Origin of the sequence: Streptomyces sp. Inha503, assembly GCF_047215865.1 — a bacterium.
Taxonomy (GTDB): Bacteria; Actinomycetota; Actinomycetes; order Streptomycetales; family Streptomycetaceae; genus Streptomyces; species Streptomyces lycopersici.
Genome location: NZ_CP178360.1, coordinates 3,702,503 through 3,728,027, shown reverse-complemented (window position 1 = coordinate 3,728,027; position 25,525 = coordinate 3,702,503). Strand labels below are relative to the sequence as shown.

Here is a 25,525-nt window from a genome sequence, read left to right as displayed (position 1 = left end):
CCCATGGCCACGCTTGAGATCCACGACCTGCACGTTTCCGTCGACGCCGAAGGCGGCCCCCGCGAGATCCTGCGCGGTGTCGACCTGACCGTGAAGCAGGGCGAGACGCACGCCATCATGGGCCCCAACGGCTCCGGCAAGTCCACCCTGGCCTACTCGCTCGCCGGTCACCCGAAGTACACGGTCACCGGCGGCACCGTGACGCTGGACGGCGAGGACGTACTCGCGATGTCCGTCGACGAGCGCGCCCGCGCCGGTGTCTTCCTCGCCATGCAGTACCCGGTCGAGGTCCCCGGCGTCTCGGTCTCCAACTTCCTGCGTACCTCCGCGACCGCGATCCGCGGCGAGGCGCCCAAGCTCCGCACCTGGGTGAAGGAGGTCAAGGAGGCCATGGAGCGCCTCCACATCGACCCCTCCTTCGCCGAGCGGAACGTGAACGAGGGCTTCTCGGGCGGTGAGAAGAAGCGCCACGAGATCCTCCAGCTGGAGCTGCTGAAGCCGGCCATCGCGATCCTCGACGAGACCGACTCCGGCCTCGACGTGGACGCGCTGCGGGTGGTCTCCGAGGGCGTCAACCGGGTCCGCGAGTCCGGCCAGGTGGGCACCCTGCTGATCACCCACTACACCCGCATCCTGCGGTACATCAAGCCCGACCACGTCCACGTCTTCGCGGCGGGCCGGATCGCCGAGTCCGGCGGTCCCGAGCTCGCCGACAAGCTGGAGGAAGAGGGCTACGAGGAGTACGTGAAGGGAGGCGCGTCCGAGTGACACAGTTGCCGGGCCTCCTCGACACCGAGGCGATCCGTAAGGACTTCCCGATCCTGGACCGGGTCGTCCACGACGGCCAGCGGCTCGTCTATCTGGACAACGCGGCGACCTCGCAGAAGCCGCGCCAGGTGCTGGACGTGCTGAACGACTACTACGAGCGCTCCAACGCCAATGTGCACCGGGGCGTCCATGTGCTCGCCGAGGAGGCCACGGCGCTGTACGAGGGCGCCCGCGACAAGGTCGCCGACTTCATCAACGCTCCCAGCCGCGATGAGGTGATCTTCACCAAGAACGCGTCGGAGTCGCTGAACCTGGTGGCCAACATGCTCGGCTGGGCCGATGAGCCCTACCGAGTGGACCAGGACACCGAGATCGTCATCACCGAGATGGAGCACCACTCCAACATCGTTCCGTGGCAGCTGCTCTCGCAGCGCACCGGCGCGAAGCTGAAGTGGTTCGGCCTCACCGAGGACGGCCGCCTCGACCTGTCGGAGATAGAGCAGATCATCACCGAGAAGACCAAGGTCGTCTCGTTCGTGCTGGTCTCCAACATCCTCGGCACGGTCAACCCGGTCGAGGCGATCGTCCGCCGCGCCCAGGACGTCGGCGCCCTCGTGGTGATCGACGCCTCCCAGGCCGCCCCGCACATGCTGCTGGACGTGCAGGCGCTCCAGGCCGACTTCGTGGCCTTCACCGGCCACAAGATGTGCGGTCCGACCGGTATCGGGGTGCTGTGGGGCCGCCAGGAGCTGCTGGAGGACCTGCCCCCGTTCCTCGGCGGCGGCGAGATGATCGAGACCGTCTCGATGCACTCGTCCACCTACGCCCCGGCGCCGCACAAGTTCGAGGCCGGTACGCCCCCGATCGCCCAGGCCGTCGGCCTCGGCGCGGCCGTGGACTACCTCACCTCGATCGGCATGGACAACATCGCCCGCCATGAGCACGCCCTCACGCACTATGCGGTCGGCAGGCTCCTGGAGGTGCCGGACCTGCGCATCATCGGCCCCACCACGGCCGAGGAGCGCGGTGCCACGATCTCCTTCACGCTCGGTGACATCCACCCCCACGATGTGGGCCAGGTACTGGACGAGCAGGGGATCGCGGTCCGGGTGGGCCACCACTGCGCCCGCCCCGTATGCCTGCGCTACGGAATTCCGGCGACCACCCGAGCGTCGTTCTATCTGTACTCCACGCCTGCCGAGGTCGACGCCTTGGTGGAGGGCCTGGAGCACGTACGGAACTTCTTCGGGTAGGGGCGTGCCGCGTGAAGCTCGATTCGATGTACCAGGACGTGATCCTGGACCACTACAAGAACCCCCACGGCCGGGGGCTGAGGAACGGCGACGCAGAGGTACACCACGTCAATCCCACCTGCGGTGACGAGATCACGCTCCGGGTGCGGCTTGACGGCGACACCATCGAGGACGTGAGCTACGAGGGTCAGGGCTGTTCCATCAGCCAGGCCAGCGCCTCGGTGCTCAATGAGCTGCTGGTGGGCAAGGAGCTGGCCGAGGCCCGCAAGATCCAGGAGACCTTCCTGGAGCTGATGCAGTCCAGGGGCAAGGCCGAGCCGGACGACGCCATGGAGGAGGTGCTGGAGGACGCGATCGCGTTCGCCGGCGTCTCCAAGTACCCGGCCCGGGTGAAATGCGCCCTGCTGAGCTGGATGGCATGGAAGGACGCCACGGCGCAGGCACTGGGCGAGACCGCCGGAGGGAAGACCGCATGACTGAGAACGCCGCCACCACCACCAAGCCCGCCAGCGAGGAAGAGGTCCGCGAGGCCCTGTACGACGTCGTGGACCCCGAGCTGGGCATCGACGTGGTCAACCTCGGTCTGGTCTACGGCATCCATGTCGACGACGGCAATATCGCCACCATCGACATGACGCTCACCTCGGCGGCCTGTCCGCTGACCGATGTCATCGAGGACCAGGCCAAGTCCGCGACCGACGGCATCGTGAACGAGCTGCGGATCAACTGGGTCTGGATGCCGCCGTGGGGCCCGGACAAGATCACCGACGATGGGCGTGAGCAGCTGCGGGCGCTGGGCTTCAACGTCTGACGGCTCCCTCAGGGCTTTTCGAGCGGCCCCCGCGCTTCGGCGCGGGGGCCGTTTCGTATGCCGTGGATCGTTGTGTACGCCCGTACGCATCTTTGTGTACGTCCGTACGTATCGTTGTGTACGATTGTACGCATGGGATATGTGACGCTCTCCGGGGCCATCCTGGCCGAGATCCTGGCGACCACCTCGATGAAGTACAGCGAAGGCTTCAGCAGGCTCTGGCCCTCCCTGGCCACCGGCGCGGGCTATCTGGTGTCCTTCGTGCTGCTCGCGCACACGCTCAAGACCATCTCCGTCAGCACCGCCTACGCCATATGGGCCGGGGCCGGGACCGCCGTCATCGCCGCGATCGGCATGCTCTTCCTGGGGGAGGCGATGACCGCCGCCAAGGTGCTCGGCGTGCTGCTGGTCATCGCCGGAGTGGTGGTGCTCAATCTGAACGGCGCCCACTGATGGGCCGCCGCTACGACCCCGAGCGGCGGCAGCGGATCATCGACGCCGCCGCCGCCGTGGTCCGCGAGCGCGGCATCGCCGGACTCGGCCACCGGGCCGTGGCCGCCGCGGCCGATGTACCGCTGGGCTCGACGACCTACCACTTCGCGACCCTCGACGACCTGCTGATCGCGGCGCTCCGCCAGATCAACGCGGAGTGGCTGGCGGAGGTGAGGCGCTGGGTGGAGGGCGTCGATCCGGCCGCACCGCCCGCCGACGAGCTGGCCCGGTGGCTGGGGGAGCAGCTCACGGGCGACCGGGCGCGGATGGAGCTGGAGTACGAGCTGTACTTCGCCGCGCTGCGCCACGAGGGGCTGCGGCCGCTCGCCGCCGAATGCCTGGACGAGATGGCCCGGATGCTGACGCGGCTGGTGCCCGACGAGGCCACGGCGCGCGCGGTGGTGGCCCTGATCGACGGGCTGACCTTGCAGGTGCTGCTGGCGGACCGGCCGTACGACCGGGAGGGCACCAGCGCGGCGCTGGCGCGGATCATGGGCGTGGGCGGCGACGACGGCAGCCCATGATCCGCGTCAGCTGAGACCGCACGGCGGTTCGCCCGCCGGTTGAGGCCCTACGGCGGGCCGGGCGCCCGGATTGTCGGACGAGATCGTACGGCGGACCGCCCGGATTGCCCGGACCGCTCGCTGAGACCGGTTCGCCTCCCGGGCCCGGCTCCGGTTAGCGTTCTGACCATGACCGATGCACCCACCACCGCCCCCACCGGCGCCGTCGCCGCCGGTCTCGCCACCCTCACCGAGGACGGCACCGTCCTGGACACCTGGTTCCCGGCCCCCGAGCTGACCGCCGAGCCCGGCCCGGCCGGGACCGAGCGGCTCGACGCCGAGCACACCACGCGGCTGCTGGGCGAGACCGCCCTCAAGGCGGTCGGACCGGACCCCCGGCGCGGCGTCGAGGTCGTCGCCGTCCGCACGGTCATCGCCTCGCTCGACGAGAAGCCCAGGGACGCCCACGACGTCTATCTGCGGCTGCATCTGCTCAGCCACCGGCTGGTCAAGCCGCACGGCCTGAGCCTGGACGGCCAGTTCGGCCTGCTGGCCAACGTGGCCTGGACCTCGCTCGGCCCGATCGCCGCCGACCAGGTGGAGCGGGCCCGGCTCGCCGCCCGCGCCGAGGGGCTTCAGCTGTCGGTGACCAGTGTCGACAAGTTCCCCCGGATGACCGACTACGTCGTCCCCGGCGGCGTCCGTATCGGCGACGCCGACCGGGTCCGCCTCGGCGCCCACCTCGCCCCCGGGACCACGGTCATGCACGAGGGCTTCGTCAACTTCAACGCCGGCACGCTCGGCACCTCCATGGTCGAGGGCCGGATCAGCGCGGGCGTCGTGGTCGGCGACGGCTCCGACGTCGGCGGCGGCGCCTCGATCATGGGCACGCTCTCCGGCGGCGGCAAGCAGACGATCACCATCGGCGAGCGCTGCCTGCTCGGCGCCGAGGCGGGCCTGGGCATCTCGCTCGGCGACGACTGCATCGTCGAGGCGGGGCTGTATGTGACGGCGGGCACCCGCATCACGCTCCCGGACGGCAAGCTCGCCAAGGCCCTGGAGCTCTCCGGCGTCAACAACCTGCTCTTCCGCCGCAACTCCATCACCGGCACGGTGGAGGCGCTGCCTCGGACGGGTTCTTGGGGCGGGTTGAACGAGGCGTTGCACAGCCACAACTGAGTTGGGGTCCGGCCCTTTGGGTTTCGTCGCTGGGTGCGGGACGGTGGGTGGTGTTGTGCCCACCCGTCCCGCCCCGCGGGACGATTGCCCACAACACCCCCGGAAAGCGTCCCTCAGGGGCGCACTCGTACTATCTGTGGGTCGTGGTCGCTGGACTGGTCCGAGAACTCGGCGTTGATGTGCACGATGTCGTAGTCGGCGCGGCGCAGTGCGTGGCTGGTCAGGATGTGGTCCAGCGCCTGCGAATTGCCGTTGTAGACATAGCCGTAGCGCTCGTCCTTCGGCAGCCCGGTCACCAGGTCCGTCAGCACACCGCCCTTGGTGAGTTCGGCCAGCGCGGGCGAGAACTGGTAGTCGTTGAGGTCGCCCGCGACGACCACCGACGCCTTCGGATCGGCGTTCAGCAGTGCCTTGACGAAGGTGTTGACCGCCGTGGCCTGCCCGGTGCGCTGGGTCTCCGAGGAGCGGGCCGGGGGCTGGAAGCGGCTGTCCAGGCCCTGGTCGCCGCCCTTGGAGTTGAAGTGGTTCGCGACCACGAACACCGGGCGGCCCCGGAAGGAGAACTGCCCGGCCAGTGGCTTGCGGCTGTCCTTCCAGGCGCCGTTCGCCGGGTCGATACGGCCGGGTGAGGCCGACAGCGTGGCCTTGCCGTCCTTCTTCTCGACCTTCACGGGGGTGGTGGAGTCGCCGCCGGGGATGTCGGTGAAGGAGACCCGCTCGGGGTTGTAGAGGAACGCCACGCGGATGTTGCCGCCCGGCTCGCCGCCGTCCTGGTCGTCCACCGGGTTGATCTGCCGCCACTCGTACGCGGGACCGCCCGCCGCCTTGATCGCGTCGGTGAGCTTCTTCAGCGTGGCGTCGGCGCTCACCACCGAGTCGTTCGTCGCGCCGTTGTCGTCCTGGACCTCCTCCAGGGCGACGATGTCCGGCGAGGCGAGGTGCTCCACGAGACCGGTGGCCAGCCGGTCGAACTTCGACTGGGCGGTCTTGGGGGAGAGGTTCTCCACGTTGTAGGTGGCGATGGAGAGTTCGTCCGCCTTCTGCTTGCGGGTGGTCTCCCGCCGCGGGCCGTGGTCGGTCAGTTCGCCCATCGCGGTGGCCGCGATCGTGTAGCCGCCGAAGTTGTCGTAGTCCATCGGCCCGGCCGTGGTGCCGGTCAGCGCGTCGCCGACGTCCGCCACGGGGAAGGGGTGCTGGGCGTAGGGGAGCAGCGAGACCACCTTCACCCGGCCCGCGTTCGGGTCGCGGTACGAGCCGTAGAGGGCGCCGCCGCGCGCGGTGCGCTGGTGGCGGGGCTCGGCGGTGACCCACAGCTCCTTGTAGGTGTTGGTCGCGCCGACCACGGGGGCGTCCTCGACCGAGACCCGCATGCCCTCCAGCGACTCGTAGCGGTCCAGGGCGTATGAGCGCGGCCGCAGCGTCAGCCCCTCGATGGAGTCGCCACCGGCGTCCGGGGCGTAGCGGTCGGGGATCGTGGAGGGGTTGAGCCGGTGGGCGGCGGGCAGCGCGTTGCCGGAGGACTGGACCGTCCAGGTCCCCTTGGAGAGCTCGGTGAGCGACTGCCCACCGGCGTCCTTGCCGCCCGGGTAGTACTCGGACACCGTCCCGGAGACCAGCACCGAGTCGCCCACGGCGACCGAGGGCGTGGTCGACCCGGTGAAGACGAAGATCGCCTCGCTGGTGGCCGGGTCCTTGTCGGGCCGGGGGTCCTGGATCCAGAAGCCGCGCGAGGAGCCGAAGGCGCGTATCGCCGTGACCGTGCCGGGGACGTCGCTCACCTGCTGTCCGGCGAGCGGGGATATCCGGGTACTGCCCTGGATGTCATGGATGCGGACCTCGGCGGCGGAGGCCGACGAGGGGACCGCGAGCAGCCCGGCCGCGAGGGCGGAGGCGGCGACGGCGGTGCGGGCGACGGGCCCGCGCGGGGCGCGAAGGGACATGGTGGTGGCCTCCGGAAAGGAGTGAACGGCGAGGAATCTGCCTCTACGCGCGTCAATCTCTTTCCTCGCCACGGAAGTTGTCAAGGGAGGGCGGATGGCCCGGACATGGCGGAAGCGGGGCGGAAACATGAACGAGGGCCGTGGGATGTGGTGCGGGAGGGGCGTGGAACAGAGCGCGGGACGGGGCGCGGACCACATCGGGACGAAAGTGCCGTCCCGTTCCGTCTACGCTGGGGGCCGGGCCGTATCCGCGCACCCGCGCCGGTACGCCCCGCACCGCCGTACCCCCATGGCTCCACGCTCCCGTGGACCCATGGCCCCACAGCCCCATAGCCCCGCATTCGCGCCCGCGACCTCCGCGCCCGCGACTTCCGTGCCCTCGAGGAGTGACGTCCGCCCATGCCAGAAGAGCGCCCCACCATGCCGCCCGTGCGGCTTCGCACCGACGCGGAACTCGCGCGGGACGCACTCGCCGCGCCGCTGCTCGCCCGCGCGGTCCGGCTCGCCCGCTGGGCCGAGCAGGGGAAGCCGGTGGCGTCGGGCGGGGCGCTGCCGGAGGGCGAGCTGCGGGAGGCGACCGAGCTGCTGGAGCTCGCGGGGGACGAGGACGGGCCGCTGTACGCGGCGCAGGCGTGGCAGCTGGCGGTGGACACCGGTCTGGTCGAGATCGAGGAGCCGGCGGGGGCCGACGACGACAGCGACAGCGACGGCGACGGCGACGGCGACAGTGACGGTGCCGGTGTTGACGTGGACGGTGAGGCGACGGCCGAGGACGAGTTCTCCGCCGTCGCGACCAGCGGCGAGGAGCTGCGGCTGATCACCGAGGGCGGCCCGCGCGACGTCCTGGACATCTGGCTCGACGGTTTCGAGACGGTGCTGGCCGACGCCGCCGCCCCCGATCTGAGCGACATCGCCGCCCAGATCAGCGAGAGCGGTGAGCTCGACCTCGACGCGTTCGACTGGAACCCGGAGGAGGAGGCCGAATTCCTCGACGGGGTACTGGGCAACCTCTATCTGCTGACCGCCCTGGACGAGGACGCCGCCACGGCCCCCGTACCGCTGCCCGCGCTCGCCGCCTCCATGATCGTGCCCGAGGACATGGACGAGCCCACCGACGACATCCTCGAAGAGGTCTCCGAGGCGATGGTGCGGCTGGACGACCAGTTCCGGCTGCTCGCCCCGACCGGCCTCGTCGACTACCAGCCGGTGGACGAGGCGCTGATCCAGGAGGTCGACGGCGAGGGCCGGATCCAGGAGCCCGAGACGGCGCAGGAGCTCGAGGACGAGGACGTCTCCCGCTACGGCATGGTGCGGCTCACCCCGCTCGGCGTCTACGCCGTACGGGCCCGGATGCTCGAGGCGGGCATCGACGCCCCGGCCGTCGGCGACCTGGCCGACAAGGGCGCCGACATCCTGCTGGACGCGCTCCCCGGCCACCCCGAGCCCGCCGCGCAGGCCGAGGCCGAGCGGTGGCTGGCCCGCCGTACGCCCGAGGAGGCCGCCCGCGAGCTGCTGGCCGCCGCCCGCGGCGACGACGAGGACGCGCCGCTGCGCCGCCTCACCTGCCAGCAGACCCTCTCGCTGGCCGGGACCGAGGCCGAGCCCGCCCTGCGCGAGGTGCTCGACGACCGCCACCTGGGCGGGCTGGCCCGGGTCTGGCTGGCCGAGCACGGGGTGGCGGGCGTTCCGGAGCCGTCGGAGGAGATGGTCTTCTGGCTCACCGTGGACACCCTCGCGGCCCAGCTCGCCTCCGAGGGCGACTCGGCGGAGCTGCGCGACCTGGTGCGGGGCCTGGTCGACCAGTCGGGGAGCTTCTTCGACTCGGCCTGGCGGGTGGACCATCCGGCGACGGCGGATGTGCTGGAGGCGATGGGGCGTCTGCACCCGGACAAGAAGGCCGCGAAGGAGGCCCGCAAGGCCGCCTTCAAGGCTCGATCGAGGGCGTAACCGCGCCAAGGGGGATGCTGGACGGGTGGTGACGCCTGCGGAGCGTTCCCCTACCCGCCCCTTCCCGAAACCGGGGCTCTGCCCCGGACCCCGGGGTTCGCTGGGTGGCGGGGGTCTGTCCCGGTCCCCGGGGTCCAGGGGTGGTGCCCCTGGTAGCGGGGAGGGGCGGGGAGGGGAAAGGCCCGTCGGCCCGGGAAGTCGTGCGCTGCGTAGAGCCGTATCGGCCTGCGCACCGTATACGGGATCGGCAGCCATTCGTCCGCTGATGTCGCGCGCCGTTCAACTGATGTTCGGCCGGGGACGGAAACGTATGGCCGCAGTCCGGAGGACACCACCCTGCGTTCGGGAGAAGACATGCCGCTCAGCCGAAGAGACTTCGCGAGGCGTTCCGCCTACACCGGGGCCGGGTTCGCCCTGGTCGGAAGCGCGGGGGTGCTCGCCACCGCACCCGGCGCACTCGCCGCTGAGGCGACGGAGGAGGGCCTCGCGGGGGTCGAGGGCCACGGCGGCTCGTCGCTCGGCTACGGTCCGCTCATCGCGGACCCCAAGGGCATCCTGGCCCTCCCCAAGGGCTTCAGCTACAAGATCATCACTCGTACCGGTGAGACGAAGCTGGAGTCCGGCGAGTCCACCCCGTCCAACCACGACGGCACCGCCACCTTCGAAGGCCCGCGCGGTGCGACGCTGCTGGTCAACAATCACGAGCTGGCCGGCCCCCGCAGCAAGTGGCCGCACCCGGTCCCGCTGACCGAGGGGCTGGTCTACGACCCGGCGGCCTCCGGCGGCTGCACCGTCGTCGAGGTCTCCAAGCACGGCGACCACGTCACCGAGTGGGTGGGCATCGCGGGCACCGCCACCAACTGCGCCGGTGGCCGTACCCCCTGGGGCACCTGGCTGACCTGCGAGGAGACCGAGGACAAGGCCGGCCAGAACGGCATGACCAAGGACCACGGCTACGTCTTCGAGGTCGACCCGCACGACCGCAAGGCCAACCGCGACCCGAAGCCGATCAAGGCCCTGGGCCGGTACGCCCACGAGGCCGTCGTCGTGGACCCCAAGCGCGGCCACCTCTACCTCACCGAGGACGCCTCGGGACCGAACGGCCTCCTCTACCGCTGGGTCCCGCCGCACGGCTTCGAGCACGGCCGCGGCAAGCTCGACACGCTCAAGGACGACGCGGGCGTGCTCCAGGCGCCCAAGTGCTATGACTCGGGCGGCAACTTCGTGGACGACCTGTCCCGCGCCACCAAGATCGGCACGGTCTACGGCGTGGACTGGGCGCCGGTGCCGGACCGCGACGCGAAGTCGGTGTCGGTGCGCAAGCAGTTCAAGGACGGCGAGATCACCCGGGCCCGCAAGCTGGAGGGCATGTGGTGGGGGGACGGCGGCGCGTACATCGTCTCCTCGTACGCCCGCGAGGAGAGCCCGGTCCAGCACGACGGCCAGGTCTGGTTCTACGACCCCAAGCGCCGCACCCTCACCCTCAAGGTGCTGCTGGGCGTCAACCCGGACCCGTCGAAGGACGGCGCCTTCGACGGCCCGGACAACATCACGGTCTCGCCGTACGGCGGTCTGGTCATCGCCGAGGACGGCGAGGGCATCCAGCACCTCTTCGGCGCCACCGAGGACGGCCGGACCTACCCGATCGCGCGCAACGACCTGAACATCGGCAGCGCGGAGGAGCCGGAGTTCAGCGAGTTCACCGGGGTGGTCTTCTCGCCCGACGGCTCGACGCTGTACGCCAACATCCAGGTGCCCGGCATCATGCTCGCGATCACCGGCCCCTGGCGCCGCCAGGGCTGAGGTCGACGGCCCGGGGGAATCCTCCCGGCCGGGGCACGCGTTGACGTGAGCGTGACCTCACGCCTGCGCACCACCCCCTTCTCCATCCTGGACCGCTCCCGCACCCGCCAGGGGCGGGAGCGGTCGCAGGCGCTGCGCGACACCGTACGGTTCGCGCAAGCCGCCGAGGCGCTCGGCTACCACCGCTTCTGGGTCTCCGAGCACCACAGCGTGCCCGGCGTGGCCGGTTCTGCGCCCACGGTGCTGGCGTCCGCCGTCGCGGCGGCGACGGTCCGCATCCGCGTGGGCACGGGCGGCGTGATGCTCCCCAACCACCGCCCGCTCGTCGTGGCCGAGCAGTTCGGGGTGCTCGAATCCCTCTTCCCGGGCCGGATCGACATGGGCCTGGGCCGCTCCGTCGGCTTCACCGACGGCATCCGCCGCGCCCTGGGCGCCGAGAAGGACGCCGCACGGGACTTCGGCGCCCAACTGGACGAGCTGCTCGGCTGGTTCACCGGTGAGCAGGACGCCCACCCCCAGGTCCACGCCCACCCGGCGGAGGGGCTGCGGCTGCCCGTCTTCGTCCTGGCCACCGGCGCCGGCGCGGATCTGGCGGCGCGGGCCGGGCTGTCCCTGGTGATCGGCGATCTACGCGGCCGGGACGAGATGCTGCGCGCGATCGACCGCTACCGCACGGGCTTCCGCCCCTCCGCCTGGTCCTCCGCCCCGTACGTCGTCGTCTCGGGCAATGTCGCGGTCGCCGACACCACGGAGGAGGCCCGCCGGCTGCTGCTCCCCGAGGCGTGGTCGATGGCCCACTCCCGTACCCACGGCGTCTTCCCACCCCTGGCCCCGGCCCCGGAGATCGAGGCCCGGGAGATGACCGAGAAGGAGCGCGGCTTCTACGAGCGCGGTCTGCGCGGCCAGCTGTACGGCACGGAGGACGAGGTCGCCGCCGCGCTCGACGAGCTGATCGAGCGCAGCGACGCCGACGAGGTGCTGGTCACGACGAGCACCTACGACCGCGATGCCCTCCTGGACTCCTACCGCCGCCTGGCCCGCGTGGCGGGTCTGTCGGCCTCCGGCCCGGGTTCGCTCGCGCATGCCGGGCCATCGGCATGGGCCGGGCATCCGCGGTGACGCGGGAGCTCCCCTGGATCAGCTGTGTCACAGGGCCTTGCCGGCGGGCTTGGCCATGCCCCGGACGGTGCGCGAGTCCACGTACTCGCCCATCGCGGTCATCTCCCACTCGCCCGAGAACTGCTTGATCAGCTTGGCCATCATCACGCCCGTGCGCGGCTCGGCGTGGGTGAGGTCGAAGCGGACCAGCTCCTCGCCGGTCTGGGCGTCGAGGAGGCGGCAGTACGCCTTGGCCACGTCGGTGAACTTCTGGCCGGAGAAGGAGTTGACCGTGAAGACCAGGCCGGTGACCTCGGGCGGGAGGCCGCCCAGGTGGACGGTGATGGACTCGTCGTCGCCTCCGCCCTCACCGGTGAGGTTGTCGCCGGAGTGCTGGATGGCGCCGTTGAGGATGGCCAGCTTGCCGAAGAAGCAGGCGTCGATCTTCTTGCGGTCGACGCCGAAGGCGATCACGGACGCGTCCAGGTCGATGTCCTTGCCGCGGAAGGCGGGCTCCCAGCCCAGGCCCATCCGCACCGAGCTGAGCACCGGACGGCCGCCCTTGACCAGGGACACCGTCTGGTTCTTCTGGAGGCTGACCCGGCCCTTGTCCAGGTTGATCTTTCCGGTGGCCGGGGCCGCCGCCGCGGGCTCCGCGGCCGGGGGAGCGGACGGCATGGGCGGCGGGGGCTGGAAACCGGCGGGCGGACCGCTCGGCGGGGGCGGCGTCTGGGCGGCGGGGGCGGTGGGGGCGGGCGGCGCGGCGGGCTCCTCGACCGTCACGCCGAAGTCGGTGGCGATGCCCGCCAGACCGTTGGCATACCCCTGCCCGACCGCGCGCACCTTCCACGCCCCATTGCGCCGGTACACCTCCACGACCACCAGCGCGGTCTCGTTGCCCAGCCGCGGCGGGGTGAACGTGGCGATCGCCGCGCCGTCGTCGGCGCCGCGCACGGTGGCGGTCGGCTCGGTGCCCGCGAACGTCGCCCCGGGCGCGTCCAGGCTCGCGGTCACCACGATCTTCTCGATGTCGGCGGGGACGGCGGCGGTGTCCACGGTGATGGTGTCGCCCGCGCCCGCCGTCCCGGCGCGGTGGGCCACACCCGGTCCGGTGGGCTGGTTGTAGAAGACGAAGTCGTCGTCGGAACGCACTTTGCCGTTGGCGGTGAGCAGCAGGCCCGATACGTCGAGCCGCACCGGAGCGGTGACGTCAACCGCCACGCGCGCGACGGAGAGGGGGAGGTTCGAGCCGGGTGTCATAGCGGTCATGCCCGGGGTAACGAACGTCCCCGCTTTACGGTTCCTTGACCTGCGGAGTGACTTCCACGGTGGCCTCACCCGGTCCCGCCGTGACCGTCCGGCTGTCGGTGGCCCCCGCCATCATGGTCCGCATGCGGCTCGGTGGACTGCTCAGTTACGGCGACGAGGACTATGACGCGGTGGTCGACACCGCCGACTCGGACACCTGGGCCGGTTCGACTCCGATGAGGACGCGGACATGATGTGGGGCGACTGCGGCGCGCTGTACTGGCTGATCCGCCCCGACGACCTCGCCGCGGGCCGCTTCGAGAAGGCCCTGTTCGCCTGGCAGTGCTGCTGACGGCATTTGCCGTCGCGGCAAACCGCGTTGGGGGTCCCTCGTGCCCCGGTCGATTCTGGGCGCTCTGACCCCGTCAGAGAGGCACTTCTCCCATGCATGTCTTCCTCACCGGCGCGAGCGGCTATATCGGCGGCACCGTCGCCGTCCGCCTCCGCCAGGCAGGCCACCACGTCAGCGGTCTGACCCGTGATCCGGGCAAGACCGGACAACTCGCCCGGCTGGGCATCGAGCCCGTGGTGGGTTCGCTCGACGACACGGACCTCCTCGCCGCGCGGGCCCGCCGCGCCGACGCCGTGGTCAACGCGGCCGACAGTGACCATCGCGCGGCCGTGGAGACGCTGATCGCCGCGCTGGCCGGATCGGACAAGCCGCTGATCCACACCAGTGGCTCCAGTACGGTCGGCACCGGCACGGAGGGCGAGGTGTCGGAGGCGGTCCACGGCGAGGACATCCTCGACCCGGGTTCGGCCTGGGAGCCCGACCACCCGATCCGCGCGGCCCGGGTCGCCATCGACCGCCTGGTCCTGAGCGCGGCCGAGCGGGGCGTACGGTCGGCGGTGCTGTGCGACAGCCTGATCTACGGGCGCGGGCGGGGCCTCGGCCGGGACAGTGTCCTGATCGCCGCACTGGTCCGGCAGGCCCGCGCCGGGGGAGTGGTCCGCCATGTCGGCCCCGGCCGCAACATCTGGTCCACCGTCCATGTCGACGACGTCGCCGACCTGTACCTCCTCGCGCTGGAGAAGGCGCCTCCGGGCACCTTCTGCTTCGTGGAGAACGGGGAGGAGTCGTTCGGCGCGATCGCCGGGGCCATCGCCCGCTCCCTCGGCCTGCCCGGCCCCCGCCCCTGGGACCCCGACGCGCCGGACAACGTCTGGGACCCCCGGTTCGCCCGGCACGCCCTGGGCTCCAACAGCCGCGTACGGGCGCGCCGCGCCCGCGAGCTACTCGGCTGGCACCCGCGACACCGCTCGATCACCGACTGGATCCTCCGCGAGCTGCGCTGACCGGTCGGGGCGGCGGCGCGCGGTGGCCGCCGTCACCCCGATCACGCACACCGCCATGCCCGCGAGGGCCGCCCACCCCGGCGCGTCCCCGAACATCGCGTACGCCCACACCAGCGTGGTCGGGGGCGTGAGGTAGATCAGCGCGCTGGTGCGGGTGACGCCGTTGCGGCGCAGGCTCAGCCAGTAGAAGCCGTAGCCGCCGACCGTGGAGAGCAGCACCGTCCAGGCCACGGCGGCCCAGAAACCCCCGCCCGCCGGGGGCGCGGCATGGCCTCCGGCCACGGCGACCCCGGTGAACAGCACGGCGCTGACCAGGCAGTGCAGCGGTATGGCGTCCACGGGGTCGAGCGGCGCCCGCACCCTGCGTTCCAGGAAGCTCGCGGCCAGCAGCGCCGCCATGGCGGCGAAGGGCAGCCCGTACGCCCACGCCGGGGCGGCCGGACCCGCCGACAGATCGCCCTGGACGACGAGCGCGACCCCGCCGAGGCCGATGGCCAGTCCCGCCCACTGGCGCGGGCTGACCGTCTCGCCGAGCAGCCGCCCCGCCAGCGCGCCCGCCGCGAGCGGCTGCAACGCGGCGATCAGGGCGGCGGTGCCGGACGGCACGCCGAGCCCGACCGCCCAGACGATCCCGCCGAGATAGCCGCCCTGTGAAAGCGCCCCGATCACCGCCTGCTCGGCCATGGCGCGCGGGCGCGGTCGGCGGCGCCTCAGCAGCGCCCAGGCGCCGCCCAGGACCGCCGCCGCGGCGAGGAAGCGCCACATCAGCAGGGTGTCGGCGGGGGCCTCCCGGGTGCCGAGCTCGGCTCCGATGAAGCCGGAGCTCCACATCACGACGAGGCCGATGGCAGTGACGGCGGCGCTGACGGGCATGGGGCGTTCCTCGTTCCGCTCGGGGTTCTGCTCGAGGTTCCGGGTCGGTTCCGGGTATACTGGTCTGTTTACTGCCTCACCCACTAGACTAAACAGATCGGTATACACGTCAACCCTTCACCCGGAGGTGATCACGGCATGGAAGCGCGTATCGATGTGCTCACCCCCGCCGGGCGCCGCATCCTCGACACCGCCGCCGAGCTGTTCTACCGGCAGGGGATCAACGCGGTCGGCGTGGATCTGATCGCCCAGCGCGCCGGAGTCACCAAGAAGACGCTGTACGACCGCTTCGGCTCCAAGGAGGCGCTGGTCACCGCGTATCTGCGGGAGCGCGATGAGCGGTGGCGGGCCTGGCTCACCGCCGAGGTCGAGAAGTCGCCCCCGGCGGACCGCGCCCTGGCCACGTTCGACGCGCTCGCGGAGTGGGTGCGCCGCGAGAACCCGCGCGGCTGCGGCTTCGTCAACGCGGCGGCCGAACTGCCGGACGCCGGACATCCGGCCCGGCAGGTGATCGCCGACCAGAAGCGCTGGCTACGCGGCTATCTGCGGCAGCTGTGCGAGGAGGCGGGCGTGACCGCCCCCGACGGGCCGGCGGACGAGCTGCTGCTGCTCCACGAGGGGGCCACGGTGCTGAACGGGCTCTCGGTGGTCGGCGATCCGGTCGCCACCGCGCGTGAGCTGGCCCGACGGGCGCTGGAGCGGGCTCGGGCGGCCTGACCCGGGCGCGACACCCGAGCGCGTTGCTTGACCTTGAGCGCGCTCGAAACCGTACGTTCCCCGCATGACGACCGAACAGCATGCGATCGGCTCCGGTTTCGGGGTGCGCAGTACGACGAGTGACGTCCTCGCGGGCATCGACCTGTCCGGCAAGCTCGCGCTCGTGACCGGGGGATATTCGGGGCTCGGGCTGGAGACGACGCGGGCTCTCGCCGGTGCGGGGGCCCATGTCGTGGTGCCCGCACGGCGGCGTTCGACCGCCGTCGAGGCGCTCGGCGGGATCGAGGGTACGGAGGTCGCCGAGCTGGACCTCGCGGACCTGGACGGCGTTCGGGCCTTCGCGGAGGAATTCCTCGCGTCCGGTCGCGATATCGACATTCTGATCAACAACGCCGGGATCATGGCCGCGCCCGAAACCCGGGTCGGCCCCGGCTGGGAAGCCCAGTTCGCCATCAACCACCTGGGGCACTACGCCCTGACCAACCGGCTCTGGCCCGCCATCGCGCGCGGCGGCGCACGCGTGGTGTCGGTCTCCTCCAATGGGCATCAGCTTTCGGACATTCGCTGGGACGACCCCCACTTCGAGCGGCACGCCTACGACAAGTGGCAGGCGTATGGGCAGGCGAAGACGGCCAACGCCCTGTTCGCGCTGCACCTCGACGCGCTGGGGCGGAACACCGGTGTGCGGGCGTTCTCCGTGCACCCCGGCACGATCGCCACCCAGCTGGGCCGCCACATGTCCCCGGAGGAACTGGCGGAGCTGAGCGAGACGATCGAGGCCAGCCCCACCAACATCGGCTGGAAGACGCCCGAGGAGGGCGCGGCCACCCAGGTCTGGGCGGCGACCTCGCCGCGGCTCGCGGGCCTGGGCGGGGTGTACTGCGAGGACTGCGACATCGCCGAGCCCGCGCCGGAGGGCACCGAACTGGGCAGTGGGGTGAGCGCCTGGGCCACCGATCCGGAGCGGGCGGCGCGGCTGTGGGCGCTGTCGGCCGAGCTCACGGGGGTCGATGCCGTCACGGAGTAGATAGACAGTCCAGGCTGCTCAGTTTGAACTGGACAGCCTGGACTGAAGGAAATATCGTGCGGGGCATGGCAGAGACCCCTGGCGGCATGTCCGCGTCCGCCGTGCGCGCCGCGCATGAGATCCGTGTGGTCGTCGGCCGGCTGCGGCGGCGGATCAAGGAGTCGTACGACCTCGAGGAACTCACCCCCTCTCAGACGTCGGCGCTCAGCCGGCTCAGCAAGGAGGGACCCGCCTCGGCCAGCGCGCTGGCGGCGGCCGAGCGCGTACGGCCGCAGTCGATGGCGGCCACGCTCGCCGCGCTGGACGAGCGCGGGCTGATCCAGCGGCGCCCCGACCCCGGCGACGGGCGGCGGCAGCTGGTCTCGGTGAGCGAGACCGGCGGCGCGTTCCTCGACGACAAGCGGCGGGCGGGCGAGGAATGGCTCGCCCGGGCCCTGGAGAGCGGCTATACGGAAGCGGAACGGGAGACCATCCTCGAGGCGCTGGCCCTGCTGGACCGGCTCAGCCGCGCATGATCGAGCGGCTGACGCGGCGAAGGGGAAAGGGCAGGGCGGACGCGGGGAGCGCCTTCGACCGGAGGCTGCTCGCGCCGATGATGCTGGGTTCGGTACTGAACCCGGTCAACTCCTCCATCATCTCCGTGTCGTTGGTGCCGATCGGCGCCGCGTTCGGGGCGCCGCCGTCGCAGACGGCCTGGCTGGTCTCCGCGCTCTATCTGGCCACCTCGATAGGCCAGCCGGTCATGGGCCGGCTGATCGACCTCTACGGGCCGCGCCGCCTCTTCCTCGCCGGGGCGGCCCTGACCGGGATCGCGGGGCTGATCGGTCTGCTCGCCCCGAACCTGGGGACGCTGATCGTCGCGCGGGTGGTGCTCGGGTTCGGCACCTGCGCGGGCTATCCGGCCTCGATGTACCTCATCCGCGGGGAGGCCCGGCGGACCGGTCAGGAGAGCCCCGCCGGGATCCTCGCTATGCTCGCGGTCGCCAGCCAGACCATCGCGGTCATCGGACCGCCCCTGGGCGGACTGCTGATCGGGCTGGGCGGCTGGCGCAGCACGTTCGCCGTCAACATCCCGCTGGCGGCGGCCGGTCTGATCCTCGGCGTCCGGCGCCTGCCGAAGGAGCGGCCCCCGGCCGAGCGCACCGGCGAGCGCGTCCGGCTGGATCTGATCGGCATGGGGCTGTTCGCCGCGATGCTCGTCTCGCTGCTGCTGTTCCTGATGGAGCCGCGAGCCGGCCGGTGGTATCTGCCGGTGCTGATGGCGGTGGCGGCGGCCGGGTTCGCGGTGCGGGAGCTGCGGGCGGCCGAACCGTTCATCGACCTGCGGGTGTTCGGCGGCAATCTGCCCCTGCTGCTCACCTACGCCCGCGCGCTCCTCGTCTCCGTCGTCTCGTATGTCTTCCTGTACGGCTACACCCAGTGGCTCCAGGACGGCCGGGGACTGACGGCCTCACAGGCGGGGCTCGCCCAACTGCCCCTGTTCCTGACCGGTATCGCGGTGTCCACCGCTACCGGCCGCCGCGCCGCCGTGCGCGGCAAGCTGCTGGTGGGGACCGTAGGGCAGATCGTCGCCTGCGCCCTGCTGCTCCCGCTCCAGCCGCACAGCGCGATATGGCTGCTGATCGTGGTGGGGATCGTCTTCGGCGTACCGCAGGGGCTGATCAACCTCGCGCTCCAGAACGCGGTGTACCACCAGGCCGATCCGGAGCGGATGGGCTCTTCGGCGGGGCTGCTCCGCACCTTCTTCTACCTCGGCGCGATCGTCGCCTCCAGCGCCAACGGCGCCTTCTTCGGCGCCCGCGCCGACACCGGCGGGCTGCACGGCCTGGCCTGGTTCACGCTCGCCATCACCGGCCTGTGCCTGGCGCTGACGCTCATGGACCGCTCGCTGGCCCGTATCGGTTCCGACGATTCCTCTTCCGCACAACAATCGACGCAGCGAAAGGCTTCGTGAACTTGGACATGAACGTGAACATGAACGCGGACATGAACGCGGACAAGACGGCTCTGCTCGTGATGGACGTCCAGGAGGGCATCGTGGCCCGCGTCCAGGAACCCGGCTATGTGCCGCGCGTGAGCCGTGCGGTCGACGCGGCCCGCAACGCCGGAATCCCCGTCGTGTACGTCGTCGTCGGCTTCCGCTCCGGCCGCCCCGAGGCCTCGGCCCGCAACAAGATCGTCGGCTCCCTGCCGCCGGGTCTCTACACCGAGGACGACCCCAAGATCGCCATCCATGCCGGTGTGGCGCCCCGGCCGGACGAGGTCGTGGTCACCAAGCGGCGGGTCAGCGCCTTCGCCGGCAGCGACCTGGACGTGGTGCTGCGGTCCGGCGACATCACCCATCTCGTCCTGACCGGCGTCGCGACCGGCGGCGTCGTTCTGTCCACCCTGCGCCAGGCCGCCGACCTGGACTTCCGGCTCACGGTGCTGTCCGACGCCTGCTACGACCCGGACCCGGAGGTCCACCGACTGCTCATCGAGAAGGTGTTTCCGTCGCAGGCCGAGGTCATGACGGTGGAGGAGTGGGCCAAGGCGGGGGGTTGAGCGGCTCCGGGTGGGCGCGGACGTGGCGTTGGGCTGGTCGGCTCGGTCGGGTGCGGCGCCGTTTCGCGCCTTCGGCGCATTTGAGCATGGGTCGGCGGGTGGGGGCCCGGCCCTCGTCGCCGGGCGCCGGGCCGGTGGGGGCGGGGCCCGGTGGCGGCCTCCGTGCTCGGGGGGCAGGGGTCGTTGCCGGACTGGCGGGTCGATCGGGGCCGGGGTCGGACCGTCTTCCGGATGGCCCCGGGGGGTACCCCTCTCGAAATTGCTTGACAAATTAGTTGCTTCAGATCAAGCGTTTTTTGCGGGGGTACCCGGAGGGGCCGTCCTGGGCCCCGCCGGTCCGCACTCCGGACAGAGAGCCGCTCCTCCCACGTCGCTGAGCCGCCACGACCGCCAACACCCCACCGGTCCGGCGGTCGGCGGCGGCGCCCCGCCCCCCACCTCCGCCCCCATGCTCAAAACCACCTCGCTTCGGTAAGCGGCGCCCCTGCGCACAAGGGCTCGCCCGAAAACCTCGGTGTGGCCCGGCCCCCGGGAGGGGGAGCCTCAACGCGGCCAGATCGGCGGGTTGGTGCAGAACGCCCCGCCGAGGTGGTCATGGTCCGGGTTGCCCGGCTCCAGCTCGCCCTGCTCGGCGATCAGCTTCGCGGCGTACGGCTCGGAGTCGTCCTGGGGCTCGTACCCCAGGGCGCGGGCCGAGGAGAGGTCCCACCACAGGCGGGTGTTGGCCGAGCTGCCGTAGACCGTCGTGCAGCCCACGTTCTCCGCCGTGAGGGCGGCGTGGAGCAGCCGGGCGCCGTCCGCCGGGCTCATCCAGATGGACAGCATGCGGACCGTCGTCGGCTCGGGGAAGCAGGAGCCGATGCGGATGGCGACCGTCTCGATGCCGTGCTTGTCCCAGTAGAACGCGGCCAGATCCTCGCCGAACGCCTTCGACACCCCGTAGTAGGTGTCGGGGCGGCGCGGGGCGTCGAGCGGGATGAGCGGGTCGTCCCCCACCGGGCGCGGGGTGAAGCCCACGACGTGGTTGCTGGAGGCGAAGACGATCCGGCGGACCCCCGCTTCGCGCGCCGCCTCGTACACGTTGTACGTGCCCTCGATATTGGCCCGCAGGATCTTCTCGAACGGGGCTTCCAGGGAGATGCCCGCGAGATGGATGATCGCGTCAACGCCCCGCACGGCCTCGCGCAGGGCGTCCCGGTCGGACAGATCCGCGGTGATCGCGTCCGGCTCGCCCTCGATGGGGAGCTGGTCGAGCAGCCGCAGCTGGTATCCGTACGGCGGCAGCAGCTCGCGCATCAGGGTGCCCATGCCGCCGGCGGCGCCGGTGAGGAGGACGGTGCGGGGAGCGGGCATGGGCGGATCTCCTCCGTGGGGGTATCGCGTTATGGGGTTGTCGCGCAGGGCTCTTGCGTATGTGGTTTTTATTCATGTATGTGGTTCAGATTCATGGACACCGTAAGGATCGACGCATGGGTCGTCAAGGGTGGCGCGATGTCGGCGAATTCACCTTCGGGTGAGTGGCGTCACCCGGTTGGCGCCCTTGACCGGCGGCCGATGGCTGCCTTACGGTGAACTTGTTCACGAATGTAGATGACGATCAGAAACGTGCACACGGCGTCGGTGGGTGACGGCGGGTCGGTGTACACGACAGGGAGAAGCCCGTGACCTCAGCTTCACTCGCCGAGCGCCTTGACGGACTGCTGTTCTTCCCCGTGACCGCCTACGGTCCCGATGGCGCCCTGGACCTGGAGATCTACCGCGCGCACATCCGCGCCGGGATCGAGGCGGGGGCGGGCGCCGTCTTCGCGTGCTGCGGCACGGGCGAATTCCACGCCCTGACGCCGGAGGAGTTCCACGACTGCGTCGTGGTCGCCGTGGAGGAGGCCGCCGGGCGGGTGCCGGTGGTCGCGGGCGCCGGGTATGGGACCGCGCTGGCGATCCAGTACGCCAAGCTGGCCGAGCGGGCCGGCGCGGACGGGCTGCTCGCCATGCCGCCGTATCTGGTCGTGGCCGGTCAGGAAGGGCTGATCCGCCACTACAGCGCCCTCGCGGGCGCGACCGACCTCGACATCATCGTCTACCAGCGGGACAACGCCGTCCTGGCCCCGGACTCCGTGGCCCGGCTCGCCAAGGTGCCCGGCATCATCGGCCTCAAGGACGGCATCGGCGACCTCGACCTGATGCAGCGCGTCGTGAGCGCCGTGCGGGCGGACGCCCCCGACGAGGGCTTCCGGTACTTCAACGGGCTGCCGACCGCCGAGCTGACCGGCCTCGCCTACCGCGGCATCGGCGTGACGCTCTACTCCTCCGCCGTCTTCTGCTTCGTTCCCGAGGTCGCCCTCGCCTTCCACAAGGCGCTCATGACGGGCGACGACGAGACCGTCAACAAGCTGCTGGACGGCTTCTACCGGCCGCTGGTCGAGCTCCGCAACCAGGGCCGCGGCTATGCGGTGTCGCTGGTCAAGGCCGGAGTCCGGCTGCGCGGGCTGGACGTCGGTGAGGTGCGGCCGCCGCTGAGCGAGCCCAACCCCGCCCACGTCAAGGAGCTGGCCGAGCTGATCGAGCGCGGCATGGCGCTGGTCGGGGACGGGGACGCGGACAAGGACGGGAACGGGGCCGGGGACGGGGAGGCGCGGTGAAGGCTTCCGCCTTCGTCTACCCCTGGGACGTCGTCGGCGACCCGGACGCCGCGCGCCGCATCGCCGACCTCGGCGTCCAGCAGGTGACGCTGGCCTCCGCCTACCACTCCACCCGGGCCCTGACCCCGCGCCACCCCGGCCACCGCATCGTCACCGCCCGCCACGCGGCCGTGCTCTACCCGCCGAGCGCGGAGCGCTGGCAGGGGCGCGAGCTGCGGCCGTACGAGCAGTCGTGGGTGCCCGGCGACGATCCGTACGGGGAGGCGGCCGCCGCGCTGGCCGACGCCGGTCTCGAGGTCCACGCCTGGGTGGTGCTCGCGCACAACACCCGGCTGGGCGAGGAGCATCCGCGGATCACCGTGCGCAACGCCTATGGCGACCGCTACCCGTGGGCGCCCTGCATCGCCCGCCCCGAGGTGCGCGCCTATCTGGTGGACCTGGCCGCCGAGGCGGCCGTACGGCCCGGAGCCCGGGGCACCGAGCTGGAGTCCTGCGGCTGGTACGGACTCGCGCATCTGCACGCCCACGACAAGATCGGCGGGGTGCCGCTGGGCGGCGCCGGCCAGTACTTGATGTCGCTGTGCTTCTGCGAGAGCTGCGAGGCGGGCTACGCCGGGCTGGGCGCCGACCCCGAGGAGCTGCGCGCGCTGGTGGTGCGCGCCCTGCGGCCGGTGTGGGCGGGCGAGACCACCGCGGACGGCGGTGACCGCGCGGGGGAGTGGGCCGAGGTCGAGAAGCTGCTCGGCGCCGACCACGCCGCGCTCTTCGCCACCTGGCGCGACCGGATCGCGAGCGGGCTGCGGGGCGAGGCCGTGGCCGCCGTAAGGGCCGCGGCGGACGGGGACTTCCAGGTTCTGCTGCACGCCGACCCGGCCCCGCACCGGCTCGGCGCCAACGTGGGCGTGGACCCGGCCGATGTGCTGGCCCAGGCCGACGGGGTCGTACTGCCGTGTACGGGGGGCGAGGCAGCGCGCTCCGGGGTCCTGCCCTCGTTCGTCCCGTACCGGACCGAACGGACCGTGCTCGCCGCCAACTTCACGGTGGTGTCGGGGATGGGCGGCAGCCCGGCGACGCTGGCCCAGGACGCGGCCCACGCGGTGGAGCTGGGCGCGGACGAGCTCCGTCTCTACCACGCCGGTCTGGCCTCGGACCAGGATCTGGCGGCCGTCCGCACGGCCCTGGCCGAGCTGAGCTGAGCCGAGCTCGGGGACCCGTCGCCCGCTGGCGGGTTTCCGGGACGGCCCGGCGGATTATCGGAAGCGCGACACCCGGTGGCATCGCCACGATCAAAGGGTGTCGACGAAACGGACCCCCTCACCCCGCAGGCCCATCGCGCTGATGTCCCTGGGACACGCCTGCGTGGACATCTACCAGGGAGCGGTGGCCGCGCTGGTGCCGTTCCTCGTCTCGGAACGGGCCTACGGCTACGCCGCCGCCTCCGGCGTCGTACTGGCCGCCTCGCTGCTGTCGTCCGTCGTACAGCCGCTGTTCGGGGCGCTCACCGACCGGTGGGCCATGCCGTGGCTGCTGCCGGTGAGCACGCTGGTGGGCGGGGCGGGTGTGGCGCTGAGCGGGGTCACCGGCTCCTATGCGGCGACCCTGGCGGTGATCGCCGTCTCCGGCATCGGCGTCGCCGCGTACCACCCCGAGTCCGCCCGGGTGGCCCGGCTCGCCAGCCGGGGCAGCCACACCGCGATGAGCTGGTTCTCCCTCGGCGGCAACATCGGCTTCGCCGCCGCGCCGCTCGCGGTCGCCGCCGTCATCGCCACCGGCGGTCTGCGGGCCTCCCCGCTGCTGGCCGTCCCCGCCGTCGCCGGAGCCGCCCTGTGCGTGGCCGCGCTACGTGCGCTCAGGGCCCCGGGCGCGGCGGCCGGGCCCGCGCGGGCGAGCCGCGGGGGAGGGGGACGGGACGACTGGCCCTCCTTCCTCCGGCTGTCCGGCGCCATCATGTGCCGCTCGATCGTCTTCGTCGGGCTGAGCGCGTTCATCTCCCTGTACGTGCGCGAGCGCGCGGGCGGAGGCGAACTGGCCGGTACCGCCGCCCTGTTCGTGCTCTACGCCGGGGGCGCGGTGGGCACGGTGGCCGGCGGCGGACTCGCCGCCCGCCACGGCCGTGTCCCGGTCGTCCGGTGGTCGTACGCCCTGACCGTCCTCGCCGTCGCGGGCGTCGTCCTCGTCCCCGGTCCGGCGCTCTACCTCTGCGTGGCCCTCGCCTCGGCCGGGCTCTATGTGCCGTTCTCCCTGCACGTCACCCTCGGCCAGGACTACCTGCCCCGCCGTGTGGGCACCGCCAGCGGGGTCACCCTGGGCCTGACGGTCAGCGTCGGCGGCCTGGCCAGCCCCCTCATCGGCGCCCTGGCCGACGCCACCACCCTCCAGACCGCCCTGGCCCCCCTGATAGCCCTCCCCGCCCTCGGCTGCCTCCTCATCCGCCCCCTGCGCGAACCCGCCCTCCCCGAAGCCATCGCCCAACGCCCCCACCCGGTCGACGCCCCCGAGCGGGCGTGAGGGCGGGACGCGCCCGGCCTTGGCGCTCTGGGACAGTTTTTGTCAGAACCGTTGACGAACCCCCGGGACCGCCCTAACTTCATCGCGTCGTACTTCGTATGTCATATATGAGACGCGATATGTGAGATCTGAGAGTATCCATGGACATCGCCCCGAGCCCGATCCCCTCCCGCACCCAGTACGTGCTGGAGGCGGTCAAGCACGCGATTCTCACCGGGGGGCTGCGGCCCGGGCAGGCGTTGGTGGAGGCCGAGCTGGCCGCGCAGTTCGGGGTGTCGAAGACGCCCGTGCGGGAGGCGCTCAAGACGCTCGCGGGGCGGGGGCTCGTGGTGATGAGCGAGTACAAGGGGGCCACGGTCAGGACCGTGGACACCGCGATGGCGCACTCCGTCTACGATGTGCGGCTGCTCCTGGAGCCCGAGGCGCTGCGCCGGACCGTGGCGGCGCGGGCCGGTCTTGAGGACGCCGGGGCCGCGCTGGAGCGGTCGGACGCGGCCGCCGATCCGGCCGGGCGGTCGCTCGCCAACCGGGACTTCCACCGGGCGCTCTATCTGCCCTGCGGCAACCCCCTGCTGACCCGGATGCTCGACGAACTGCGGGACCAGGCCGCGCTGGTGTCCGCCATCGCCTGGCAGGCGGTGCCCTCCTGGGAGCGGGAGGCCCGTGAGCACCGGGAGATCCTGGCCCGCGCGCTCGACGGCGACGCCGACGGGGCGGCCCGCGCACTGCACGAGCACATCGCGTCCTTCGTCCGGCGCGCCTTCCCGGACGGGGAGTAGCACCCGGCGGCCCCGGGCCCCGACCCCAGCACTCAGCACG

The 25,525-nt window shown here is 71.8% G+C and carries 26 protein-coding genes; 22 read left to right on the top strand and 4 right to left on the bottom strand.

The genetic code is table 11. The features are described from left to right. Positions 1-3: 3 nt before the first annotated feature. The 7 genes from sufC to dapD all read left to right on the top strand — a co-directional run bounded on the left by sufC (position 4) and on the right by dapD (position 5,006). A complete protein-coding gene (sufC, locus tag ACJX2R_RS15295; RefSeq protein ID WP_037949644.1) occupies positions 4-768 on the top strand; it encodes a Fe-S cluster assembly ATPase SufC in 765 nt (254 codons plus the stop codon). Beyond that, complete coding sequence (locus ACJX2R_RS15290) at positions 765-2,021, top strand: cysteine desulfurase (RefSeq protein ID WP_413100557.1); 1,257 nt, start codon at positions 765-767, stop codon at positions 2,019-2,021. The genes sufC and ACJX2R_RS15290 overlap by 4 nt, the downstream gene beginning before the upstream one ends. 11 nt (positions 2,022-2,032) lie before the next feature. After that, positions 2,033-2,497 carry a Fe-S cluster assembly sulfur transfer protein SufU gene (sufU, locus tag ACJX2R_RS15285; protein ID WP_317259579.1) on the top strand — a complete coding sequence of 155 codons (465 nt, stop codon included), beginning with the start codon at positions 2,033-2,035 and terminating at the stop codon, positions 2,495-2,497. Further along, entirely contained in the window at positions 2,494-2,832 is a 339-nt protein-coding gene (locus tag ACJX2R_RS15280; RefSeq protein WP_037949638.1) for a metal-sulfur cluster assembly factor, read from the top strand. Before sufU ends, ACJX2R_RS15280 begins: the two co-directional genes overlap by 4 nt. Positions 2,833-2,964: 132 nt before the next feature. Then, positions 2,965-3,285: a DMT family transporter gene (locus ACJX2R_RS15275; RefSeq protein WP_262702694.1), complete on the top strand. Its 321-nt coding sequence runs from the start codon at positions 2,965-2,967 to the stop codon at positions 3,283-3,285. Continuing rightward, positions 3,285-3,848, top strand: a complete 564-nt coding sequence (locus ACJX2R_RS15270; protein WP_413100556.1) for a TetR/AcrR family transcriptional regulator — start codon at positions 3,285-3,287, stop codon at positions 3,846-3,848. Before ACJX2R_RS15275 ends, ACJX2R_RS15270 begins: the two co-directional genes overlap by 1 nt. A gap of 168 nt (positions 3,849-4,016) precedes the next feature. Further along, entirely contained in the window at positions 4,017-5,006 is a 990-nt protein-coding gene (dapD, locus tag ACJX2R_RS15265) for a 2,3,4,5-tetrahydropyridine-2,6-dicarboxylate N-succinyltransferase (RefSeq protein ID WP_413100555.1), read from the top strand. A gap of 113 nt (positions 5,007-5,119) precedes the next feature. On the opposite strand, the gene ACJX2R_RS15260 is transcribed toward dapD, so the two are convergent. Further along, the gene (locus ACJX2R_RS15260; RefSeq protein ID WP_413100554.1) at positions 5,120-6,946 is read right to left on the bottom strand and encodes an endonuclease/exonuclease/phosphatase family protein; all 1,827 of its coding nucleotides are present in this window, start codon (positions 6,944-6,946) and stop codon (positions 5,120-5,122) included. 399 nt (positions 6,947-7,345) lie between these two features. Between ACJX2R_RS15260 and ACJX2R_RS15255 the strand changes: the two genes are divergently transcribed. The 3 genes from ACJX2R_RS15255 (at position 7,346) to ACJX2R_RS15245 (ending at position 11,815) form a co-directional block, all read left to right on the top strand. After that, positions 7,346-8,893 carry a hypothetical protein gene (locus ACJX2R_RS15255; protein WP_413100553.1) on the top strand — a complete coding sequence of 516 codons (1,548 nt, stop codon included), beginning with the start codon at positions 7,346-7,348 and terminating at the stop codon, positions 8,891-8,893. A gap of 354 nt (positions 8,894-9,247) precedes the next feature. Continuing rightward, positions 9,248-10,696 (top strand): alkaline phosphatase PhoX, encoded by a 1,449-nt coding sequence (locus tag ACJX2R_RS15250; protein ID WP_413100552.1) that lies wholly within the window; start codon positions 9,248-9,250, stop codon positions 10,694-10,696. 45 nt (positions 10,697-10,741) lie between these two features. Then, a complete protein-coding gene (locus tag ACJX2R_RS15245) occupies positions 10,742-11,815 on the top strand; it encodes an LLM class flavin-dependent oxidoreductase (RefSeq protein WP_413100551.1) in 1,074 nt (357 codons plus the stop codon). A gap of 27 nt (positions 11,816-11,842) precedes the next feature. Here the strand turns inward: ACJX2R_RS15245 and ACJX2R_RS15240 are convergent, their stop codons facing one another. Further along, positions 11,843-13,054, bottom strand: a complete 1,212-nt coding sequence (locus tag ACJX2R_RS15240) for a TerD family protein (RefSeq protein ID WP_413105865.1) — start codon at positions 13,052-13,054, stop codon at positions 11,843-11,845. Positions 13,055-13,122: 68 nt separating this feature from the next. On the opposite strand from ACJX2R_RS15240, the gene ACJX2R_RS15235 reads away from it, so the two are divergent. From ACJX2R_RS15235 to ACJX2R_RS15225, 3 genes are all read left to right on the top strand, one after another. Continuing rightward, positions 13,123-13,296: a hypothetical protein gene (locus ACJX2R_RS15235; protein WP_413100550.1), complete on the top strand. Its 174-nt coding sequence runs from the start codon at positions 13,123-13,125 to the stop codon at positions 13,294-13,296. Further along, entirely contained in the window at positions 13,293-13,394 is a 102-nt protein-coding gene (locus ACJX2R_RS15230; RefSeq protein WP_413100549.1) for a DUF1963 domain-containing protein, read from the top strand. The genes ACJX2R_RS15235 and ACJX2R_RS15230 overlap by 4 nt, the downstream gene beginning before the upstream one ends. A 92-nt stretch (positions 13,395-13,486) precedes the next feature. Next, positions 13,487-14,398 (top strand): NAD-dependent epimerase/dehydratase family protein, encoded by a 912-nt coding sequence (locus tag ACJX2R_RS15225; RefSeq protein ID WP_413100548.1) that lies wholly within the window; start codon positions 13,487-13,489, stop codon positions 14,396-14,398. On the opposite strand, the gene ACJX2R_RS15220 is transcribed toward ACJX2R_RS15225, so the two are convergent. After that, positions 14,336-15,271 (bottom strand): DMT family transporter, encoded by a 936-nt coding sequence (locus ACJX2R_RS15220; protein WP_413100547.1) that lies wholly within the window; start codon positions 15,269-15,271, stop codon positions 14,336-14,338. The two genes, ACJX2R_RS15225 and ACJX2R_RS15220, sit on opposite strands and share 63 nt — an antisense overlap. Before the next feature lie 138 nt (positions 15,272-15,409). Here ACJX2R_RS15220 and ACJX2R_RS15215 point away from each other — a divergent pair, with 138 nt between their 5' ends. The 5 genes from ACJX2R_RS15215 (at position 15,410) to ACJX2R_RS15195 (ending at position 19,559) form a co-directional block, all read left to right on the top strand. Continuing rightward, a complete protein-coding gene (locus ACJX2R_RS15215) occupies positions 15,410-15,988 on the top strand; it encodes a TetR/AcrR family transcriptional regulator (RefSeq protein WP_413100546.1) in 579 nt (192 codons plus the stop codon). A gap of 64 nt (positions 15,989-16,052) precedes the next feature. Then, positions 16,053-17,015 carry an SDR family NAD(P)-dependent oxidoreductase gene (locus tag ACJX2R_RS15210; protein WP_413100545.1) on the top strand — a complete coding sequence of 321 codons (963 nt, stop codon included), beginning with the start codon at positions 16,053-16,055 and terminating at the stop codon, positions 17,013-17,015. Positions 17,016-17,101: 86 nt separating this feature from the next. Further along, positions 17,102-17,530: a MarR family winged helix-turn-helix transcriptional regulator gene (locus ACJX2R_RS15205; protein ID WP_413105864.1), complete on the top strand. Its 429-nt coding sequence runs from the start codon at positions 17,102-17,104 to the stop codon at positions 17,528-17,530. Further along, positions 17,527-18,969, top strand: coding sequence for an MFS transporter (locus ACJX2R_RS15200; protein ID WP_413100544.1), 1,443 nt, complete (start codon positions 17,527-17,529; stop codon positions 18,967-18,969). Before ACJX2R_RS15205 ends, ACJX2R_RS15200 begins: the two co-directional genes overlap by 4 nt. A 20-nt stretch (positions 18,970-18,989) precedes the next feature. Next, positions 18,990-19,559 carry a cysteine hydrolase family protein gene (locus ACJX2R_RS15195; RefSeq protein ID WP_413100543.1) on the top strand — a complete coding sequence of 190 codons (570 nt, stop codon included), beginning with the start codon at positions 18,990-18,992 and terminating at the stop codon, positions 19,557-19,559. Between the two features lie 543 nt (positions 19,560-20,102). Here the strand turns inward: ACJX2R_RS15195 and ACJX2R_RS15190 are convergent. Beyond that, positions 20,103-20,912, bottom strand: a complete 810-nt coding sequence (locus ACJX2R_RS15190; protein ID WP_262702680.1) for an NAD-dependent epimerase/dehydratase family protein — start codon at positions 20,910-20,912, stop codon at positions 20,103-20,105. Positions 20,913-21,220: 308 nt separating this feature from the next. Between ACJX2R_RS15190 and ACJX2R_RS15185 the strand changes: the two genes are divergently transcribed. The 4 genes from ACJX2R_RS15185 to ACJX2R_RS15170 all read left to right on the top strand — a co-directional run bounded on the left by ACJX2R_RS15185 (position 21,221) and on the right by ACJX2R_RS15170 (position 25,485). Next, the gene (locus ACJX2R_RS15185; protein WP_413100542.1) at positions 21,221-22,198 is read left to right on the top strand and encodes a 5-dehydro-4-deoxyglucarate dehydratase; all 978 of its coding nucleotides are present in this window, start codon (positions 21,221-21,223) and stop codon (positions 22,196-22,198) included. Beyond that, a complete protein-coding gene (locus ACJX2R_RS15180; RefSeq protein ID WP_413100541.1) occupies positions 22,195-23,394 on the top strand; it encodes a hypothetical protein in 1,200 nt (399 codons plus the stop codon). The genes ACJX2R_RS15185 and ACJX2R_RS15180 overlap by 4 nt, the downstream gene beginning before the upstream one ends. A 142-nt stretch (positions 23,395-23,536) precedes the next feature. Beyond that, positions 23,537-24,706: an MFS transporter gene (locus ACJX2R_RS15175; RefSeq protein ID WP_413105863.1), complete on the top strand. Its 1,170-nt coding sequence runs from the start codon at positions 23,537-23,539 to the stop codon at positions 24,704-24,706. Positions 24,707-24,846: 140 nt separating this feature from the next. Further along, positions 24,847-25,485 (top strand): GntR family transcriptional regulator, encoded by a 639-nt coding sequence (locus tag ACJX2R_RS15170; protein WP_413100540.1) that lies wholly within the window; start codon positions 24,847-24,849, stop codon positions 25,483-25,485. Positions 25,486-25,525: the final 40 nt, after the last annotated feature.

Coding starts and splice junctions, on each gene's coding strand:
- ACJX2R_RS15210 (WP_413100545.1), top strand. CDS start 16,053: ATGACGACCGAACAGCATGCGATCGGCTCCGGTTTCGGGGTGCGCAGT.
- ACJX2R_RS15230 (WP_413100549.1), top strand. CDS start 13,293: ATGATGTGGGGCGACTGCGGCGCGCTGTACTGGCTGATCCGCCCCGAC.
- ACJX2R_RS15195 (WP_413100543.1), top strand. CDS start 18,990: ATGAACGCGGACATGAACGCGGACAAGACGGCTCTGCTCGTGATGGAC.
- ACJX2R_RS15175 (WP_413105863.1), top strand. CDS start 23,537: ATGTCCCTGGGACACGCCTGCGTGGACATCTACCAGGGAGCGGTGGCC.
- sufC (WP_037949644.1), top strand. CDS start 4: ATGGCCACGCTTGAGATCCACGACCTGCACGTTTCCGTCGACGCCGAA.
- ACJX2R_RS15225 (WP_413100548.1), top strand. CDS start 13,487: ATGCATGTCTTCCTCACCGGCGCGAGCGGCTATATCGGCGGCACCGTC.
- ACJX2R_RS15190 (WP_262702680.1), bottom strand. CDS start 20,912: ATGCCCGCTCCCCGCACCGTCCTCCTCACCGGCGCCGCCGGCGGCATG.
- ACJX2R_RS15250 (WP_413100552.1), top strand. CDS start 9,248: ATGCCGCTCAGCCGAAGAGACTTCGCGAGGCGTTCCGCCTACACCGGG.
- ACJX2R_RS15200 (WP_413100544.1), top strand. CDS start 17,527: ATGATCGAGCGGCTGACGCGGCGAAGGGGAAAGGGCAGGGCGGACGCG.
- ACJX2R_RS15255 (WP_413100553.1), top strand. CDS start 7,346: ATGCCAGAAGAGCGCCCCACCATGCCGCCCGTGCGGCTTCGCACCGAC.
- ACJX2R_RS15260 (WP_413100554.1), bottom strand. CDS start 6,946: ATGTCCCTTCGCGCCCCGCGCGGGCCCGTCGCCCGCACCGCCGTCGCC.
- ACJX2R_RS15205 (WP_413105864.1), top strand. CDS start 17,102: ATGTCCGCGTCCGCCGTGCGCGCCGCGCATGAGATCCGTGTGGTCGTC.
- dapD (WP_413100555.1), top strand. CDS start 4,017: ATGACCGATGCACCCACCACCGCCCCCACCGGCGCCGTCGCCGCCGGT.
- ACJX2R_RS15220 (WP_413100547.1), bottom strand. CDS start 15,271: ATGCCCGTCAGCGCCGCCGTCACTGCCATCGGCCTCGTCGTGATGTGG.
- ACJX2R_RS15170 (WP_413100540.1), top strand. CDS start 24,847: ATGGACATCGCCCCGAGCCCGATCCCCTCCCGCACCCAGTACGTGCTG.
- ACJX2R_RS15270 (WP_413100556.1), top strand. CDS start 3,285: ATGGGCCGCCGCTACGACCCCGAGCGGCGGCAGCGGATCATCGACGCC.
- ACJX2R_RS15215 (WP_413100546.1), top strand. CDS start 15,410: ATGGAAGCGCGTATCGATGTGCTCACCCCCGCCGGGCGCCGCATCCTC.
- ACJX2R_RS15275 (WP_262702694.1), top strand. CDS start 2,965: ATGGGATATGTGACGCTCTCCGGGGCCATCCTGGCCGAGATCCTGGCG.
- ACJX2R_RS15280 (WP_037949638.1), top strand. CDS start 2,494: ATGACTGAGAACGCCGCCACCACCACCAAGCCCGCCAGCGAGGAAGAG.
- ACJX2R_RS15240 (WP_413105865.1), bottom strand. CDS start 13,054: ATGACACCCGGCTCGAACCTCCCCCTCTCCGTCGCGCGCGTGGCGGTT.